16 protein-coding genes and 1 riboswitch are annotated in these 18,650 nt (G+C 65.7%); of the genes, 13 read left to right on the top strand and 3 right to left on the bottom strand.

Features of this window, described 5'->3' with window-relative positions; genetic code table 11:
• The first annotated feature begins 57 nt into the window (after positions 1-57).
• Positions 58-3,645: a chromosome segregation protein SMC gene (gene smc, locus AC3IT0_RS13400; RefSeq protein WP_489320264.1), complete on the top strand. Its 3,588-nt coding sequence runs from the start codon at positions 58-60 to the stop codon at positions 3,643-3,645.
• Positions 3,646-3,700: 55 nt separating this feature from the next.
• Complete coding sequence (gene ftsY / locus AC3IT0_RS13395) at positions 3,701-4,909, top strand: signal recognition particle-docking protein FtsY (RefSeq protein WP_489320263.1); 1,209 nt, start codon at positions 3,701-3,703, stop codon at positions 4,907-4,909.
• 10 nt (positions 4,910-4,919) lie between these two features.
• Here the strand turns inward: ftsY and AC3IT0_RS13390 are convergent, their stop codons facing one another.
• The gene (locus tag AC3IT0_RS13390) at positions 4,920-6,119 is read right to left on the bottom strand and encodes an MFS transporter (RefSeq protein ID WP_489323796.1); all 1,200 of its coding nucleotides are present in this window, start codon (positions 6,117-6,119) and stop codon (positions 4,920-4,922) included.
• A gap of 269 nt (positions 6,120-6,388) precedes the next feature.
• Here AC3IT0_RS13390 and AC3IT0_RS13385 point away from each other — a divergent pair, with 269 nt between their 5' ends.
• Both AC3IT0_RS13385 and AC3IT0_RS13380 read left to right on the top strand, forming a co-directional pair.
• Positions 6,389-7,738, top strand: coding sequence for an ammonium transporter (locus AC3IT0_RS13385; protein ID WP_489320262.1), 1,350 nt, complete (start codon positions 6,389-6,391; stop codon positions 7,736-7,738).
• Positions 7,735-8,073, top strand: a complete 339-nt coding sequence (locus AC3IT0_RS13380; protein ID WP_489320261.1) for a P-II family nitrogen regulator — start codon at positions 7,735-7,737, stop codon at positions 8,071-8,073. The genes AC3IT0_RS13385 and AC3IT0_RS13380 overlap by 4 nt, the downstream gene beginning before the upstream one ends.
• A 116-nt stretch (positions 8,074-8,189) precedes the next feature.
• Here the strand turns inward: AC3IT0_RS13380 and AC3IT0_RS13375 are convergent, their stop codons facing one another.
• The gene (locus AC3IT0_RS13375) at positions 8,190-9,593 is read right to left on the bottom strand and encodes a glucose-6-phosphate dehydrogenase (protein WP_489320260.1); all 1,404 of its coding nucleotides are present in this window, start codon (positions 9,591-9,593) and stop codon (positions 8,190-8,192) included.
• Between the two features lie 88 nt (positions 9,594-9,681).
• Between AC3IT0_RS13375 and ffh the strand changes: the two genes are divergently transcribed.
• Positions 9,682-11,262: a signal recognition particle protein gene (ffh, locus tag AC3IT0_RS13370; RefSeq protein ID WP_489320259.1), complete on the top strand. Its 1,581-nt coding sequence runs from the start codon at positions 9,682-9,684 to the stop codon at positions 11,260-11,262.
• A gap of 95 nt (positions 11,263-11,357) precedes the next feature.
• On the top strand, positions 11,358-12,092 hold the full coding sequence (locus tag AC3IT0_RS13365; protein WP_489320258.1) for an alpha/beta hydrolase: 735 nt from the start codon (positions 11,358-11,360) through the stop codon (positions 12,090-12,092).
• 4 nt (positions 12,093-12,096) lie between these two features.
• Here AC3IT0_RS13365 and thiC read toward each other — a convergent pair whose 3' ends face one another.
• Complete coding sequence (thiC, locus tag AC3IT0_RS13360) at positions 12,097-13,914, bottom strand: phosphomethylpyrimidine synthase ThiC (RefSeq protein WP_489320257.1); 1,818 nt, start codon at positions 13,912-13,914, stop codon at positions 12,097-12,099.
• Positions 13,909-14,016: riboswitch (TPP riboswitch) on the bottom strand. (Overlaps the previous gene by 6 nt.)
• Positions 14,017-14,170: 154 nt before the next feature.
• On the opposite strand from thiC, the gene AC3IT0_RS13355 reads away from it, so the two are divergent.
• The 7 genes from AC3IT0_RS13355 (at position 14,171) to rplS (ending at position 18,591) form a co-directional block, all read left to right on the top strand.
• The gene (locus AC3IT0_RS13355; protein WP_489320256.1) at positions 14,171-15,046 is read left to right on the top strand and encodes a VOC family protein; all 876 of its coding nucleotides are present in this window, start codon (positions 14,171-14,173) and stop codon (positions 15,044-15,046) included.
• 113 nt (positions 15,047-15,159) lie between these two features.
• Positions 15,160-15,597, top strand: coding sequence for a hypothetical protein (locus AC3IT0_RS13350; RefSeq protein ID WP_489320255.1), 438 nt, complete (start codon positions 15,160-15,162; stop codon positions 15,595-15,597).
• Positions 15,598-15,809: 212 nt separating this feature from the next.
• Positions 15,810-16,226: a 30S ribosomal protein S16 gene (rpsP, locus tag AC3IT0_RS13345; protein WP_056349101.1), complete on the top strand. Its 417-nt coding sequence runs from the start codon at positions 15,810-15,812 to the stop codon at positions 16,224-16,226.
• A gap of 1 nt (position 16,227) precedes the next feature.
• A complete protein-coding gene (locus AC3IT0_RS13340; RefSeq protein ID WP_056349097.1) occupies positions 16,228-16,470 on the top strand; it encodes an RNA-binding protein in 243 nt (80 codons plus the stop codon).
• A 113-nt stretch (positions 16,471-16,583) separates the two neighbouring features.
• Positions 16,584-17,129, top strand: a complete 546-nt coding sequence (rimM, locus tag AC3IT0_RS13335; RefSeq protein WP_489323795.1) for a ribosome maturation factor RimM — start codon at positions 16,584-16,586, stop codon at positions 17,127-17,129.
• Positions 17,130-17,987, top strand: a complete 858-nt coding sequence (gene trmD, locus AC3IT0_RS13330; RefSeq protein WP_489320254.1) for a tRNA (guanosine(37)-N1)-methyltransferase TrmD — start codon at positions 17,130-17,132, stop codon at positions 17,985-17,987. It begins immediately after the preceding gene.
• A gap of 244 nt (positions 17,988-18,231) precedes the next feature.
• Entirely contained in the window at positions 18,232-18,591 is a 360-nt protein-coding gene (rplS, locus tag AC3IT0_RS13325) for a 50S ribosomal protein L19 (protein ID WP_131682513.1), read from the top strand.
• Positions 18,592-18,650: the final 59 nt, after the last annotated feature.

Here is an 18,650-nt window from a genome sequence, read left to right as displayed (position 1 = left end):
CAGTAGATTTGGGGCAGCAAAGCAGCCGCTTCAGCCACTCAGGAGAACAGAAACACCTTGCACCTCAAAAGCCTTACCGTCCGTGGGTTCAAGTCGTTTGCGTCGGCCACGACCTTCGATTTTGAGCCCGGAGTCACGGCAGTGGTGGGGCCGAACGGTTCCGGCAAGTCCAACGTGGTGGACGCCCTCTCCTGGGTGATGGGGGAGCAGGGAGCCAAAACGCTCCGCGGCGGCAAAATGGAGGACGTCATTTTTGCGGGGACCTCCGGGCGCCCGCCACTGGGCCGGGCCCACGTCTCCCTGACCATCGACAACACCGACGGGGCACTGCCCATCGAGTACAGCGAGGTCACCATCTCGCGGACCCTCTTCCGCACCGGAGGCTCCGAGTACGCCATCAACGGTGCCAGCTGCCGCCTGCTCGACATCCAGGAACTGCTCTCGGATTCCGGTATGGGCAGGGAAATGCATGTCATTGTGGGCCAGGGCCAGCTGGACAAGGTTCTGCACGCAACTCCGGAGGACCGCCGCGGCTTCATCGAGGAAGCGGCCGGGATCCTCAAGCACCGCCGCCGCAAGGAAAAAACGGTCCGCAAGCTGGAGGCCATGCAGGCGAACCTGCAGCGGCTGAGCGACCTGACGGGGGAGATCAGGCGCCAGCTCACGCCGCTCGGCAAGCAGGCTGATGTGGCGCGCCGCGCCCAGCGGGTCCAGTTCGATGTCCGGGACGCTCGCGCACGGCTGTTGGCCGACGACCTCGTCCAGCAACAGAATTCACTCAAGCAGGACGTGGCGGACGAAACGGCGCTGAAGGCCCGCCGTGCAGTAGTGGATCAGCAGCTTGAGGCGGGGCGCCGCCATCAGGCAGCCGCGGAACAGCTCGCCGCCGAGGCCACGCCAAAGCTCAACGCCGCGCGGGATACCTGGTACCGGCTCTCCGCTGCCAGGGAACGACTCCGTTCCCTGGGCTCGCTGGCCGAGGAACGCTGCCGGCTGCTGGGGGCTGATGCTGAACCGTACTCGGGCAGGGATCCTGAGCAGCTGGAACGGCAGGCCGTTCGGGTCCGGGATGAGCTGACGGAGCTGGAGTGCCACATTCTTGACCGGCGCAGCGCGCTGGAGACAGCCACGGCGGCCAAGACCGGGGCCGAACTCGACGCGACTGCCGAGGACAAAAGGCTCACGGCAGTCCTCCGGGCCGCAGCGGACCGTCGCGAGGGCCTGGCGAAGCTGGCCGGAGCCGTAGGTGCGGCCAGATCTCGGGTTGAATCCGCGCAGGCCGAGTTGGGCAGGCTGCGGGAGTCACTCGCCGCCGGACAGGAACGCCGCCGGCGGGCCCAGTCCGAGTTCACCGCCTTGGAAACCCAGGTTGCGGGGGTGGAGGAAGGGGAGGAAAGCCTCGACGCCGACTACGAGGACGCCAGCGCAGAGCTCGACGCCGTCGTCCAGGAGATTGCCGATCTGACCTCCGTGAGGGGAGAAGCTGTCCGCGAACGTGACGCCCTCGTGGCCCGCCGGGATGCGCTGCAGCTCGGCCTTAGCCGCAAGGACGGCACGGCGCACGCCCTGAACTCCGGACTGGACGGCGTTGTGGGCACCCTTGTCTCTGCCCTCACCATTCATCCGGGGTACGAGACTGCGATTGCCGCGGCCCTGGGCGACGCCTCCGAAGCGATCGTGGTCCGGGATCCTGACGTCGCCGCCGTCGTGGTGCAGCTACTGAAGGACGACGACGCGGGGCGTGCCTCCCTGCTGCTGGCGTCTGTTGCACCTATGCCGGACGCAAACTCCGCCACGGGCGGACCTTTGCCGGCGGGCGCACGCTGGGCTATGGACCTGGCATCCGCAGGGGGCGGGCCCGCCACCGCGGTGGCCGCGCTCCTGACCGGGGTGGCAGTTGTTGAAGACGTGGATGGTGCGGGGCTGCTGGTTGCCGAACGCCCGGACCTGACAGCCGTGACCCTGGCCGGGGACGTGTTTACTGCCCTCACGGTGACTGGAGGCTCGGCGAAGCCGCCGTCCCTGCTTGAAGTGCAGGCCGCCGTGGACGACGCCGAGGCCCGGCTGGCGGTTGTCACCGCGGATCTGGAACGGAACAGGTTCGCCCTGGCCGGCGCAGAAGTCCGCCGCGCCGAAGCCCGGACAAGGGCTGATGCTGCCCTGGACCGCCTGCACGATTCCGACGCCCGGCTCGCGGCCGTGGCCGAAAAGCTCGGCCACCTGAACTCCATCCTGCGCAGCGCCGTCGGTGAAAGCGACAGGCTGGCCACCTCGCTGGCCAGGGCGGAAGCCAACGTTGTCACCGAGGAACAGGCGCTCGCCGCCGTTGCGGCGCGGTTGGCTGCGGCGCAGGAGGCGCCGGCCGAAGAGGAACCGTCCACCGAACAGCGTGATGCGCTGGCATTGGCCGCATCGCTGGCCAGGTCTGCGGAGATGGACGCGCGGCTGTCGCTCCGCAGCACGGAAGAGCAGCTCACCGCCACCCGCAACCGGGCCCTGTCGCTGGAGCGGGCAGCGGCCACCGAACGCCGGGCGCGTGAAGAGGCAGCCGAACGGGCGCGCCGCCGTCGGATACAGGCTGGACGGGCGGCCGCCGTCTCCGCTGCGGTGGAGCTGGCAATCCGGTTTATCGATGTTTCTGTTGAGCTGGCCCGGAATGAACGCGACCGCGCCGAAGAGAACCGGGAAGAGCGGGACCGTGCGCTGCTGGAGACCCGGACAACCAATGACGCCCTGGCCCGTGAGCTGGCAGAGCTGACGGACTCGGTTCACCGGGACGAACTGGCCCGCGCCCAGCAGCGGGCACGAATTGAAGCCCTGGAAACACGCTCCATCGAGGAACTCGGGATCACCCCGGACGTGCTGGTGGTGGACTTCGGCCCGGACGTTCCCGTGCCCGTCCCCGCAGAAGAAAGCGGGGACAAATGGGCGGCCCTGCGGACACCCGTGGACGGCGACGGCACACCCGTCCCGGAAGGCAAGCCCTTTGTCCGCGAGGAGCAGGAAAAGCGCCTCCGGAAAGCCGAACGGGACCTGTCAGCCCTGGGCAAGGTCAACCCGCTGGCGCTGGAGGAGTTCGCGGCACTGGAGGAGCGCCACCAGTTCCTCAGCACCCAGCTGGAGGACCTGAAGTCCAGCCGCAAGGACCTGCTGGACATCATCAAGGAAGTGGATGACCGGGTCCAGCGGGTCTTTACCGAGGCCTTTGAGGACACCCGGAATCAGTTCGTCCACGTCTTTGAACGCCTCTTTCCCGGCGGCGAAGGCAGGCTCGTCCTCACGGACCCTTCGGACATGCTCACCACCGGAATCGAAGTCGAAGCGCGACCCGCCGGCAAGAAAATCAAGCGCCTCTCACTCTTGTCAGGAGGCGAACGGTCCCTCACCGCCGTCGCACTCCTGGTGGCCATCTTCAAGGCCCGCCCCTCTCCGTTCTATGTCATGGACGAGGTTGAAGCGGCGCTTGATGACACCAACCTCGGCCGGCTCATCACCATCTTCGAAGAGCTCCGGGAATCCAGCCAGCTGATCGTGATCACCCACCAGAAACGGACCATGGAAGTGGCTGATGCGCTCTACGGCGTCACGATGCGCGGCGACGGTGTGTCCACCGTCATCAGCCAGCGGCTGGGCGCCGACGTCTAGCGTCCGCACAGGTGGCCGCCCCGAACGCCTGCCACGTTTGTGAGAAGCTAGGGGAGTGAATGACATTCTCCCCATTGTTCTGTCCATTGTTGCTGCCCTGGCGGTTATTGGCGGGCTGATCCCGGTCCTGTTGAAGACGCGGAAGAACATCACCCGGTACCCCGGGACGCGCGACGCCAATGATCCCGCCACCCCGCAAGGCGGGGGAACGCTGCTCGAGGACGCGCCCGTCGTTCCGGCCGAGCGCAATGCTCCCGCCGGCGTCGACCTCGAAGACCTCGAAGTCACCGATGTTCCTGATGACGTGGCAGGCCTGGAAACCATCGAGGTTGAGACCCCCCTTCCCGTTGCGGGCCGCCTGACCCGGCTCCGGGAGCGACTGGTCCGGTCGAACAACATCCTCGGCAAGGGCCTGCTGGCGTTGCTGTCCAGCGACAAGATCGACGAAAACGTCTGGGACGAAGTGGAGGAGACCCTCCTTCTGGCCGACCTCGGCACTGAACCCACCATGCAGCTGGTCGATGCCCTCCGGGAGCGCGTGAAAGTACTCGGCACCAGGACCCCTGAACAGGTCAAGGCACTGCTCCGCGAGGAACTGATCAAGCTGGTGGATCCCACCATGGACCGCGCCCTGCGCACCGACAGGCACGCCGACAAGCCGGCTATTGTGCTGGTGGTGGGCGTCAACGGCGTGGGGAAGACCACCACCGTGGGCAAGCTCGCCCGCGTGCTCGTTGCCGAGGACAAGGATGTCCTGCTGGGCGCGGCGGACACGTTCCGCGCCGCAGCCGCCGAGCAGTTGGCCACGTGGGGCCAGCGTGTGGGTGTTCCCACCGTGAAGTCCGACGTCGACGGCGCGGACCCGGCGTCCGTTGCCTATGAGGCGGTCAAGGCCGGCATTGAGCAGGAAGTCGACGTTGTCATGATTGACACGGCGGGCCGCCTGCAGAACAAGACCGGCCTGATGGACGAACTCGGCAAGGTCAAGCGCGTCATCGAGAAGCTGGCGGAGGTGGATGAGGTCCTGCTGGTGCTGGACGCCACCACCGGCCAGAACGGCCTGAACCAGGCCCGCGTCTTCTCCGAGGTAGTGAACATCACCGGCATCGTCCTGACCAAGCTGGACGGGACCGCCAAGGGTGGCATCGTGGTGGCCATCCAGAAATCACTCGGCGTGCCGGTCAAGCTGATCGGTCTTGGCGAAGGCGCCGATGACCTGGCTCCGTTCGAAGTTGAGGGCTTTGTCGACGCCCTGCTGAACTAGCGGCGGGATCTCACCTCTCGATGCGTTTCAGCGGCTCGCGCGTTACAGTCCAGCAGGCCGCCGCCAGCACCAGCACGCCGCCGGTGACGCCGAATGCCCAGCCGTAGCCCAGCCGGTCCGCCAGGACGCCCACCAGCACGGGTCCGGCAATGGCCCCGACGTCCGAGGTCATCTGGTAAGCGGCCAGGACCCGCCCGCCGGACCGCTCATTGCCGATGACATCCGCGACGGCGGCCTGCTGGGCAGGTCCAAGCAGTCCGGACCCCACCCCGGCCACCACTGATGCGGCGAGGAACCACCCCAGGTGGGCCGTGAAGCCGATTGCGGCCGTGGCGAGCCCGGCGACCAGGAGGCCAACGACCATCAATGGCCGTCTGCCCAGGCTGTCCGCCAGCCGGCCGGAGAACGTCAGCGCGGCTGCATTACCCGCGGCAAAAACAGCCAGCGCAAGGCCGGCAGCCTCAGGACCGGCGCCGAGTGCAGCAACGGCAAACAGCGGGACCGTGGCCATCCGCACACCGAACGTGGCCCAGCCGTTGGCGAAGCTGGACAGCAGCGCCGAGCGGTACACGCCAACTCCCCAGGCCTCGGCGAAACGCATGTCCGGGGCGCGGCTCACTGTCGACCGGGCCGCGGACGGCGCGTGGCTGAGCTGGGTCTGCACCACCGCGGCAGCAAGGACCAGCGCGGCCGCGTAGCCCAGGAACGGCACCCGCAAGCCGAATCCGGCGAGCAGGCCACCCACCACCGGGCCCAGGACGCTGCCGATCAGGAACGCGGACGCGTAAGCGCCGGACACCCTGCCCCGGCTTTCCGGCGGGGCCAGCCTCACCACAAGGGCCATGGAGGCCACGGTGAACATCACCGAACCCACGCCGCCAAGCCCGCGGAAGACCAGCAGCTGCCAGTAGTCCTGGGCAAACGCGCACGCCGCGGTTGATACCGCCACAATCAGCAGCCCCGCCACATATACCGGCCGCTCACCCCAGCGGCCGATCAGGGCTCCGCCCGCCGGCGCGAACACCAGCCGCATAAAGGCGAAGATGCTGACGATCACGGCGGCGGCCGTTGCCCCGACGTCGAAAGTTGTGGCGAACTGGGGCAGGACCGGCGCCACCAGCCCAAATCCGAGGGCGATCAGGAACGCCGCAGCGAGCATCACCTTGATGTCGCGCGGAAGCGGGGGCCGCTGCGGGCGGATAACGGACATAATCCGCGTTGTGGCGCGGCTCACGGGTGATGGTGCCGTCATGGGGGCGGGGTTCCTTGCAGGTAGGCAGCCGGTGGCCGGCGGCAGTGGTGAAACATAACCGTAACAAGCCAGATATGCACCATTTACTTCCGGGAGGTTGTTGTAACAATCCGGCAATGTAAATCCTCCGCGAGCGAAACACGGCAGGGACAGACTCGATGCAGGACGCAAAAGGCGTTGGTAAGGCGGAGGATTCCGCAGCATCGATCATAGGGAGGACGTGCACCATGGAACTTACTGCAGGTCACGTATGGCTCATGGTGGCGGCAGCACTCGTGCTGTTCATGACACCAGGTCTGGCATTTTTCTACGGCGGCATGACACGCGCCAAAGCTGCATTGAACATGATGATGATGAGCTTCATCTCCATCGGCATGGTCGGCGTGGTCTGGGTCCTCTGGGGCGCTTCGATGAGCTCCGGTGAGGGCTTCCTGCAGATAGTCGGGAACCCGTTCGCCACCTTCGGCCTTGAAGGCATCACCACGCCGGACGGGCTCATCAAGGTCGGCTACGCCGCCACCTTCGCCATCATCACCGTCGCCCTCATCAGTGGCGCGATCGCTGACCGCGCCAAGTTCGGCGCCTGGTCCGTCTTCGTCCCCGTCTGGGTCACCCTCGTCTACTGCCCCCTGGCCTACATGGTCTGGGGCGGCGGCCTCTTCGGCCCCGAAGGCGCCATTGGCCAGGCCCTCGGCCCGGCCATCGACTTCGCCGGCGGCACAGTGGTCCACATCAACGCCGGTGTGGCAGCCCTCGTGCTGGTCCTGATCATCGGCAACCGCCGCGGCTTCGGCAAGGACCCGAACCACCGCCCGCACAACATCCCGTTCGTTATGCTCGGTGCAGCCATCCTGTGGTTCGGCTGGTTCGGCTTCAACGGCGGAGCCGCCACCACCGCTGAGCAGGGCGGCCTGATCTGGGTCAACACCCTCGCAGCCCCGGCCGCGGCAATGCTCGGCTGGCTTGTCACCGAACGCATCCGCGACGGCCACCCCACCTCACTTGGTGCCGCCTCCGGTGTTGTTGCCGGCCTGGTCGCCATCACCCCGGCCTGCGCCAACGTCAGCCCGGTGGGCGCGCTCGGTCTCGGCGTCGTCGCCGGTGTCGCTTCCGCCCTGGCCGTTGGCCTCAAGTTCCGCTGGGGCTTCGATGATTCCCTGGATGTTGTGGGCGTGCACCTGGTCTCCGGCATCATCGGAACGGTTGCCCTGGGCTTCATCGCCCTCCCCACGGACGGCGTGGGCGGCGGCCTCTTCTACGGCGGCGGCATGACCCAGATGTGGGCGCAGCTGGCCGCGGCCGGCATCGCCATCGCCTACTCTGCAATCCTCACGGCGATCATCGCCTTCGCCATCCACAAGACCATGGGCTTCCGGGTTTCGGATGAGCAGGAAGTCGTGGGCGTTGACCTGAGCCTGCACGCCGAAACGGCCTACGAGTTCGGTGTGGGCGGTCACGGCGGGAGCTTCCAGCCGCTCCACGAACTGATCACGGGCAAGGGAACGGCCACTGAAGGCCAGGTTGCTGGCGCAAAGAAGACCGAGCCGGCAGCCGGCAAGGAAAGCGTGGAAGCATGAAACTGATCACAGCCATCGTCCGCCCGGAGAAGCTCGAAGCCATCCGGGAAGGCCTGGAGTCCTACGGCGTCCAGGGGCTGACGGTCAGCGCGGCCAGCGGCTACGGCCGCCAGCGAGGCTACACGGAGGTCTACCGCGGAGCAGAATACAACGTGGACCTCCTGCCCAAGATCCGGGTTGAAGTCCTCGCCACGGACGATCAGGCAGATGACATCCTCGACGTCATCATCGCCAGCTCCAACACCGGCCGCGCGGGCGATGGCAAGGTCTGGACCGTGGACGTCTTCGAAGCAGTCAGGGTCCGTACGGGAGAACGCGGCGTCGCCGCCATCTAGCAGTCCCGCAGGCTGGTTGATCGGCAAGGCAGACTGTTCCAAACGAAAGAGCGGGCAGGGAACCCCGAAAGGGTTTCCCTGCCCGCTCTGTTTGTTGTGGCCGACTCGGCAGGTGCCTACTCAGCCGGCGCAGAACCTGGCCATCCGGCGGGACCGGCCGAACCGGCGTCGTACTTTTCCAGCGGTACGCTGCCCCGCTGCCATGCCTTCAGCACGGGCTCAACAATCCGCCAGCAGTCTTCCGCTGTGTCGCCGCGCACCGAGAGGAGCGGATCGCCGGTCAGAACGCCCTCCAGCACTTCGCCGTAGGGCAGCAGCTCAGAAGCGCTGAGCTCCGCATTCAACGTTGTGCGGCTCAGGCTGAAGATGCTGCCGGGCCCGTTGACGTCGACGTCGAACGCCAGGGTATCCGGCCCGAAACCGATCCGCAGCTGGTTGGGGGAGTCCACGCCCGTGAATCCTGCCGGCAGATGCGGGACGGGGCGGAAGGTGACCACGGCTTCCTTGCGTTTCACCCCGAGGGCCTTGCCCGAACGCAGGATGAATGGGACCCCCTTCCAACGCCAGTTGTCGATCTCCACGCGGACTTCCGCCAGGGTCTCGGTCCCGCGGGCTGCGTCCACCCCTTCTTCCTGCACATAGTCCGGGACGGTCCTGCCGGCAATCGAACCTGCCGTGTACGTGGCCCGGCGCGTGGATTTCGCGTACGGCGCGCTGATGCTGCTGGCGCGGAGCACGGCTGCGATGGCGTCCCGGAGGTCCCGCTCCCCGATGGTGGCCGGCGGCTCAATGGCCAGCAGGGCCATGATCTGCAGCAGGTGGCTCTGGATCATGTCGCGCAGGGCGCCGGCGTTGTCGTAATACCTCGCCCTTCCCTCCAATGCCAGGTCTTCGTCGAACATGATCTCTACTTTTTCCACATGCTCGCGGTTCCACACCGGTTCCAGGAAATTGTTCGCGAAGCGCAGGCCCAGGATGTTCAGCACCGTCGCCTTGCCCAGGAAATGGTCCACCCGGTGGATGTGGTCCTCCGGCACCAGCGCGGCGAGCGTGTGGTTGAGGGAACGGGCGGAGGCAACACTTGAGCCGAAGGGCTTTTCCATTACCAGCCGTGTTCCGGCCGGAACCTGGTCACGGTGCAGGGACTCGCAGGCCAGCTGGCTGACATGGGGAGGCAACGCAAAATAGATCGCGGTGGGGCCGTCCAGTCCGGCCAATAATGCCGCCAGGGCTCCGTCCGCCGTAACATCAAGCTGGTGGTAGGGAGTGGCTTTTGCCATGGCGGTGAGTGCCTTTTTTCCAGCCGCGTCGGCGGCGTCCGCGGCGGGGGCGAAGGCCTCGTGGACCCTGGTCCGCCACTGTTCCGGTGTCCAGGCATCGGAGCCGGCGCCCACCAGGGTCAGTCCATCGGCCCGCCCGGTCGCCACCAGCCGGGCCAGTCCCGGGAGCAGTAGGCGTCCCGTCAGATCGCCTGAGGCACCCAGAACGATCAGGGTTTTTACACTTGTTTCGCTGGTCACCCTGCCAGCATGCCATCCGGCAAGCCCGACTTGGTAGGCTAGATAGTCGAGTCCCCCCTGTAAATCCACTGAAAGAAGTGCGCGGCGCGTGTTCAATTCACTCTCTGACCGGTTGACAGCAACCTTCAAGAATCTCCGTGGCAAGGGCCGCCTCACCGAGGCCGACGTCGATGCCACAGTCCGGGAGATCCGCCGCGCCCTCCTGGATGCCGATGTCGCCGTTCCCGTGGTGCGTGAGTTCACAGCCCGCGTCCGTGAGCGTGCCCTGGGGGCCGAGGTTTCGGGGGCGCTGAACCCGAGCCAGCAGATCGTCAAGATCGTCAATGAGGAACTTGTTGAGATCCTCGGTGGCGAGACCCGCCGCATCCGCCTGGCCAAGACCGGCCCCACCATCATCATGCTGGCCGGCCTCCAGGGTGCCGGTAAGACCACCCTGGCGGGCAAGCTCGCCAAGTGGCTCAAGTCCCAGGGCCACAGCCCCATTCTCGTGGCCTGCGACCTCCAGCGGCCCAACGCCGTCACCCAGCTCCAGGTTGTCGGCACCCGTGCCGGCGTGCCCGTTTTCGCGCCGCACCCCGGGGCCACCTCGGAACTGGAGCACCCCGCCGGTGACCCGGTCGCCGTCGCCCGCGCCGGCGTCGAGGAAGCGCGCCAGAAACTGCATGATGTCGTGATTGTGGACACCGCCGGGCGCCTCGGTGTTGACGCCGAGATGATGGAGCAGGCGCGCGAGATCCGCCGCGCCATCGTCCCCAATGAAGTGCTGTTCGTGATCGACGCCATGATCGGACAGGACGCCGTGAACACGGCTGTGGCGTTTGACGAGGGTGTGAACTTCACCGGAATCGTGCTGTCAAAGCTCGACGGCGACGCCCGCGGCGGTGCCGCACTGTCGGTTGCGTCGGTCACCGGTAAGCCGGTGATGTTCGCCTCCACCGGCGAAGGCGTGGATGACTTTGAGCTGTTCCACCCGGACCGCATGGCCTCCCGCATCCTGGACATGGGTGACGTCCTCACCCTGATTGAGCAGGCCGAGAAGAACTGGGACAAGGACGAAGCCGCCCGGATGGCGAAGAAGTTCGCCGACCAGGAGGACTTCACCCTGGATGACTTCCTCTCCCAGATGCAGCAGATCCGCAACATGGGCTCCATGAAGAAGATGCTCATGATGATGCCGGGTGCGCAGAACATCCGCGAGCAGCTGGAGAACTTTGACGAGCGCGAGATTGACCGTGTCGAAGCAATTGTCCGTTCCATGACGCCGCACGAACGCGTCGCCCCGAAGATCATCAACGGCTCCCGCCGGGCACGCATCGCCCGCGGTTCCGGCGTGCATGTCTCCGAGGTCAACGGCCTGCTGGAGCGCTTCGGCCAGGCCCAGAAGATGATGAAGAAGATGGCCCAGGGCGGCGGCATGCCGGGAATGCCCGGGATGCCTGGCATGGGCGGCCCCGGCGGTGCGCGGAAGGGTGGCAAGAACGCCCCGAAGAAGAAGGCCCGCTCAGGCAACCCTGCCAAGGCTGCCCAGGAGCTCAAGGACGCCGAGGCCCGGCGGGCCGGCGCGGCGAAGGCGCTCCCCACAGGGGCAGCGTTCGGCCAGCAGGGCGGCGACTTCGACCCTTCGCAGTTGAACCTGCCCAAGGGATTCGACAAGTTCCTCGGCAAGTAACGCAACTAGCTCGCAGTTAACGTTGTCATTCCGCGTTTTGACGACATCTAATGCGAGTCAGTTGGGATGTCGGCGCCGTGGAATAGGGTTGGGTCATGTTCAAACAGCGCGTAGTGTTCGTGCACGGCGCCGGACCTTTCGGTGCGGCGGCGTGGCCGCGCCAGCACGGAATGGCGCTGACGTACGACGCCCTGTTCCTGCGGCGGCACGGCTTTGATGCGGTGGCTGAACCCGTGGAGTCCTCGTTCGCTGAAGACACCGCCATCATCCTGCGCTCGCTTGCGGATGACGGCCGCGGGGCCGCCGGGGGCCATGTCGTCGCCCACGCCGAGGGCGCCATTGCGGCCACGATGGCCGCCGTCGAACGCCCCGATCTGGTGTTTTCCCTCACGCTGGTTGAACCGGCGTGTTTGTCCCTGACCGCCGAACTGCCGGCCACCTCTGCCCACATGGCCCTGATGCAGCCGCTGTTCGACGTCCGGCACCAGCTCAGCGATGAAGACTTCCAGCGGGAATTCGTCCGGAGAGTGTTCGCGGCGGACCTGCAGGAACCCGCCACGCCGGAGGAAAAACGGTCGGCGCGCCGGCTCCGGTTGCAGGCGCCGTCCTGGGAGGCCCCGCTCCATATTGTTCCGGGCGTCCCCACCATGGTCCTGACGGGTGGGTGGGAACCGCTCTATGAAGAGATCGCAGGTTACCTGCAGGAGACCGGTGCCCTGCACCGCACTGCTGCGGGAGGACACCGGCCCCAGGACTCAGCCGAAGGTGACCGGGCCATCCGGTCCTTCATCGCCGACGTCGGCAGGTCACGCTCAGTTCAGGCTTCCTGAGCCGTCAGCTTCCGGCGGGGATCCGAAGCTCGGGGAGGTAGACCTTCCCGCCGGCGGCCAGGAACTCCGCACTCTTTTCCCGCATCCCGCTGTAGGCCTCGGCGATGGCCGCCTGCGAATCGGCGGAACCGTATTCGTCCCTGATGTCCTGGCTGATCTTCATGGAGCAGAACTTCGGGCCGCACATGGAGCAGAAGTGGGCGGTTTTGGCCGGTTCGGCGGGCAGCGTCTCGTCATGGAAGGCCTCCGCCGTGACCGGGTCCAGGGACAGCGCGAACTGGTCGCGCCAGCGGAACTCGAACCGGGCCTTGGACAGGGCATCATCCCGTTCATGGGCGCCGGGGTGGCCCTTGGCAAGGTCGGCTGCATGGGCGGCGATCTTGTAGGTGATCACACCGGTCTTCACGTCGTCCTTGTTCGGGAGGCCAAGGTGCTCCTTGGGCGTGACGTAACAAAGCATGGCCGTGCCGTACCGGGCGATTTCGGTGGCGCCGATGGCGGACGTGATGTGGTCATAGCCCGGGGCAATATCCGTGACCAGCGGCCCCAGCGTGTAGAACGGGGCGCCCTTGCAGAGTTCCTGCTGGCGTTCCACGTTCTCCCGCACCAGGTGGAACGGGACGTGCCCGGGACCTTCCACCATGACCTGCACATCGAATTCCCACGCCCGCTGGGTAAGCTCCGCCAGGGTGTCCAGCTCGGCGAACTGGGCGGCGTCGTTGGCGTCCGCCGTCGCTCCCGGACGCAGCCCGTCGCCCAGGGAGAACGCGACGTCGTACTTGGCGAAGATCTCGCACAGCTCGTCAAAGTGCGTGTACAGGAAGTTCTCCTGGTGGTGGGCCAGGCACCAGCCCGCCATGATCGCGCCGCCCCGGGAGACGATGCCGGTGACGCGGTTGGCCGTCAGCGGTACGTAGCGCAGCAGCACGCCGGCGTGGATGGTCATGTAGTCCACGCCCTGCTCGCACTGCTCAATCACCGTGTCCCGGAAGATCTCCCAGGTCAGGGCGTTGGCTTCGCCGTTGACCTTCTCCAACGCCTGGTAGATGGGCACGGTACCGATGGGGACGGGGGAGTTGCGGATGAGCCATTCCCGGGTGGTGTGGATGTCGTCCCCGGTGGAGAGGTCCATGACGGTATCCGCGCCCCACTGGGTGGCCCACTGGAGTTTGTCCACCTCCTCGGCGATGGAGCTGGTCACGGCGGAGTTGCCGATGTTGGCGTTGATCTTCACCAGGAAGGCCTTGCCGATGATCATCGGTTCGGATTCCGGGTGGTTGATGTTGTTGGGGATGATGGCCCGTCCGGCGGCCACTTCGCTGCGGACCAGTTCCACGTCGCAGTTTTCGCGGAGGGCGATGAACTGCATCTCCGGGGTGATGACACCCTTCCTCGCGTAGTGCATCTGGGTGACAGTCCGGCCTTCGACGGCGCGGCGGGGGACCGGCTGTGCACCCTTCCACTCCGCAGAGGCTGCGCCGCGGCGCACGGCCGACTTGCCGTCGTCGAGCAGGTTCCGTTCCCGGCCGCTGTAGGGCTCGGTGTCTCCGCGGGCGGCGATCCACTCCGAGCGGAACGGGTTGAGGCCCACCACCGGATCGCTGCCCGGACCGGCCGTGCGGTAGGTCCGGAAAGGCCCGTTCGCCTCGCCGTTTGGCGACGGTTCCAGCGCGATCTCGGTCACTGGAACCCGGATTCCCGTGGCGTCATCGGTGACATACGCCAACGAATGGGACTTCAGCGACTGGGTTTCAGTCCAGGCCGCTTGATCCACGGCTGCTTCATTTAGGGCAGGGATCAGCTGTGTTTCTTGTGTATTCACTGAATACTCACTTCCTTCGCCGGCATTACCCGGACAGGTTCAACGGTCGCAGGCTGCGCTAGCCCGATCTCAGCCCCTGCAAGGGCTCCCGTGTGGTCAAGTCGAAGCTACCACAGGCCGAGGGTGGACTCGTGACAGCAATCACGGGAAGGGGTCGCAATCTGTCTGGTCCGCCACTTGAATTAAATTGAAGCTTCAAGTAAATTGGAGGCATAGCCGCCTTCCATCCGAAGGCCAACGGACCGGGAGTTTTCACATGACTGCAGAAGCCACCAGCCAGGATCTCCTTCCTGCCGATCTCTCCATGGGCACCGTGATGCTCAAGGTGGGCGACATGAAGCTGATGACCGACTACTACCAGCGTGCGCTCGGCCTGGAGGTTGTCGCCGAAGAGGACGGCGGCGTCTACCTTGGCCGGCTTCAACGCCCGCTGGTCCATCTCGCGGCCGCCCCGTCCTTGAACCTGCCCGGCAGGGGAGAGGCCGGGCTGTTCCACACCGCGCTGCTCTTTGACGACCAGGCTTCACTTGCTGCAACGGTGGCCACCGCCGCCCAGTACGAACCCCGGTCCTTCACCGGTAGTGCTGACCACCTGGTCAGCGAGGCCTTCTACTTCAGTGACCCGGAAGGCAACGGCGTCGAGCTGTACTGGGACCGGCCCCGCGAAAACTGGTCCTGGAACGGCAAGGACGTGGTGATGGACAGCCTGGCCCTGCCGCCGCAGCGCTACCTCGAGCACCACCTGACCCAGGAGTCCGTGGAGGGCCAGCGGCGCGCCGAAGCCGGCGTGGGCCACGTCCACCTCCAGGTGGGCGACGTCCACTCTGCACACGATTTTTACGTGGGCGCGCTGGGCTTCGAAAAGACCGCAGGCTGGCACGGGCAGGCACTGTTTGTCTCCGCCGGCAGGTACCACCACCACATGGCCATGAACGTCTGGAACAGCCGCGGCGCTGGTCCCCGCAAGGACACCCTGGGCCTGGGCGAAGTCCTCATCGAGGTCCCTTCCGGGGACGACGTCGGCGCGCTCGCCGACCGCCTGAAGGTCGCCGGTGTGGCCTCGCACCACACGGGAGCCGAGCTTCGCTTCGAGGATCCGTGGCGCAACAGCATTCGAGTCGCGGTCCGCTGAGCGCGGATGCGAAATGTGCGGTCCGCCTTGTACTAGGCTGATTCTGAACGGCCGGGGCGGCACTTGGTGCTGCCCTTCCGGGCCGCACCGTCGACGGAATGAGGGCTGTTCCCATGGGCTTCACTGAAATTTTTGTTGCCACCCACGATGCCGCGCTGAAGCGGGCCAGTGTCCTTGATGACGGCGGCTCCCCGGCAGGCCCTGCCCTGCGGATTCCCGGAATCAGCGATTTCGAAATCGAACAGCTGGGCAACCTTGCCGGGATTGCGGTGCATGCCGGTGGCGCAGACTACGAACTGGCAATGGTTGACGTGGCCAGCGATTCACTCCTCGGAGTTCCGCCGGCCATGGTGCGTGCGCTGGCGGATCTGCTCAGCTATGAGACTGAGGGTGAAGGTAATGTCCTGGACGACGTCGCTGAAAAGTGGGCGGCCCAGGATGACATGCCGTTCGGCGCGGACGAGGCCCGTGCGTATGTCCAGCAGTTCGCGGAGCTGGCCAACTCCATCGATGACGCCGCACGCACCGGCGTGTATGTCTGGTCGTCCTAGGCCTGCCGCGGCCTGCCGGGTCCGCCCGGCTGCCCCATCCCGACGTGTCAAGTCGAAATCCGGACGCTGATCTGGCACAATAAACAGGTACTCGATCTGCGTGGCCCCTCTCTCCGCGTCCGGATCCTGTCCTTTGAACCCTCAAGTATGGCCCGCCCCACGGGTGCAGAACGTCGGTTCACCCCTTTTCTGAAACAGGAGTGACCACAAAAGTGGCCGTAAAGATTCGCCTTAAGCGCTTTGGCAAGATGCGCGCACCGTACTACCGCATCGTCGTCATGGACGCACGCTCCAAGCGTGACGGCCGTGCCATCGAAGAGATCGGCAAGTACCACCCCACCGAAGAGCCCTCATACATCGAGGTGGACACGGACCGTGCCCAGTACTGGCTCGGCGTCGGCGCACAGCCGTCCGAGCAGGTTGCTGCGATCCTCAAGATCACCGGTGACTGGCAGAAGTTCAAGGGCCTGCCGGGCCAGGAAGGCACCCTGAAGACCAAAGCTCCGAAGGCTGCCTTTGTTGCCCCGGAAAAGGGTTCCGTGATCATCCCGGAAGCCATCACCAAGAAGTCAAAGCAGTCTGACGCAGCCGAGGCCCCGGCCGAAGCAGAGACCACCGAGGCTGAGTAGATTGCTGGCAGAAGCGCTCGAACACCTCGTCCGGGGAATCGTTGATTCGCCGGAGGATGTCAAGGTCAGCTCGAAGAACAACCGCCGCGGGGACACCCTCGAGGTTCGTGTTCATCAGGATGACCTGGGACGGGTGATCGGCCGCCAGGGCCGCACCGCACGGGCATTGCGCACCGTTGTGGCGGCACTGGCAGACGGCGAACCGGTCAGGGTCGACGTCGTCGACACAGACCGCCGCCGCTAAGCGCTCGGCAACATCAGTTTTTTGCTCCGGCCCTTCCACCCGCAACGGTGGAGGGGCCGGAGTGCTTTCACCACAACATCGTGGGTAATCCCAGAACCGGAACAGAGGAACAGATGCAGCTTCAGGTGGCACGAATCGGCAAACCGCATGGAATCCGCGGCGAAGTGACGGTCCAGGTGCTGACCGACGCTCCGGGGGACCGGTTTGTTCCCGGGACCGAGTTTGTGGTGGAGCCTGCATCGGCCGGCCCGCTCATTGTTGAGAGTGCGCGGTGGAACAAGGACATCCTGCTGCTCGCGTTCGAGGGAATCGAGACCCGCAACCAGGCAGAGACCCTGCGCGGCGCCAAGCTCTTTATCGAAACCGAAGAGCTGGACGAGGACGAGGACGAAGGCTGGTACGAGCACGAACTGGTGGGGCTCGAAGCCCGGGTGGGCTCGCAGGTGGTCGGCAAGATCGCGGCCCTGCACACCATGCCCGTCCAGGACCTGCTCGTGGTTGAAACGCCGGACGGCAAGGAAATCTTGGTCCCGTTCGTGGAGCAGATCGTTCCCGAGGTCAATGTGGCCGACGGCTTTGTCCTGCTGACGCCGCCGGACGGACTCTTTGAGGTCAACGACGGCGAAGCCGGCACCGGCGACCCGGAGGAAAACGCGTAGATGAGAATCGACGTCGTCAGCATCTTCCCCGGGTACCTGGCGCCCCTGGAACTCTCGCTCATTGGCAAGGCCCGGCAGGACGGCCTACTGGACCTGCGCGTCCACGACCTGCGCGACTTCACCACCGACAAGCACCGCTCAGTGGATGACACCCCGTACGGCGGAGGCGCCGGCATGGTGATGAAGCCTGAGCCGTGGGCGCAGGCGTTGGCTGCCGTCGCCGGAGCCGGTGAAACCGCAGAGGGCGCCGAGACCACGGAGGGCAAGCCCGCCAAGCCGGTTTTGATCGTCCCATCGCCGGCAGGGGAGCGCTTCAACCAGGCCCTGGCCTATGAGCTCGCCGAAGAGGACCAGCTGGTTTTTGCCTGCGGCCGCTATGAGGGGATCGACGAGCGTGTCATCGAGTGGGCGGAAGAGCACTTCACGGTGCGCCCCGTGAGCCTTGGTGACTATGTGTTGAACGGCGGCGAGGTGGCCGTTTTGGCCATGGTTGAAGCCATCGGCAGGCTGCTGCCCGGCGTGGTGGGCAACCCTGATTCCCTGGTCGAGGAGTCGCATTCGGACGGGCTGCTGGAATACCCTGTGTACACCAAACCCTCCAGCTGGCGGGACAGGGAAGTCCCTGCGGTGCTGCTGAGCGGCAACCACGGGAAGATCGCGCAGTGGCGCCGCCACGAGCAGTACCGCCGGACGGCGGAACGCCGTCCGGATCTGCTGGAAACGTTCGACGCCGGGAAGCTGCCGCGTGCCGACCGGACGGCTTTCGCCGATCTCGGGTACGACGTCGTCGACGGTCACCTCCGGGCGCGGCGGCAGGCCGGTACCGGCACGGACACCGAAACCGACGCCCCAGCCTGAACCGCCGCGGGTATCGGCCTGCAGCGATTGGCTGTAGGCCTGCGAGTGTGGCAAAATTAGTCTTTGTGTCTGCTGGGTCCGCACCTGCTACAGGGGGAGCGTAACCAACAGTTGGATGCCCCGAGACCTTCAATCAGTGAAGGAACCGGACCCACTTAACTTTCGGCGGTAATTTCCGGTGCTACCGGGCTTGGCCGCCGTGACCCAAAGTGAATGACCTGTGGCGTTCACCAGGAGTGCAATTATGCATATTCTCGATTCCGTAGATGCAGCCTCGCTGCGCACCGATGTTCCCGAGTTCCGCGCGGGTGACACCCTCAAGGTTCACGTGAACATCATCGAAGGCAAGAACTCCCGTGTCCAGGTGTTCCAGGGCTTCGTCCTGGGCCGCCACGGCGATGGCCTTCGCGAAACCTTCACCGTCCGCAAGGTCTCCTTCGGCGTCGGTGTGGAGCGTACCTTCCCGGTGCACTCCCCGATCATTGAAAAGATCGAGGTTGTCTCCAAGGGTGACGTGCGCCGCGCCAAGCTGTACTACATGCGCGATCTGCGTGGCAAGGCCGCGAAGATCAAGGAAAAGCGCGACTTCCAGACCAAGAAGTAAGTCCCTAGGGATCTACAAAGTGGCCCCAGCCGTACCAGGCCAGCGCCGGAGCCATTCGC

This window comes from Pseudarthrobacter sp. KH_020_B, assembly GCF_057840185.1.
The sequence above is the reverse complement of the archived record's forward strand: the minus strand, read 5'-3'. Positions and strand labels throughout refer to the sequence as shown.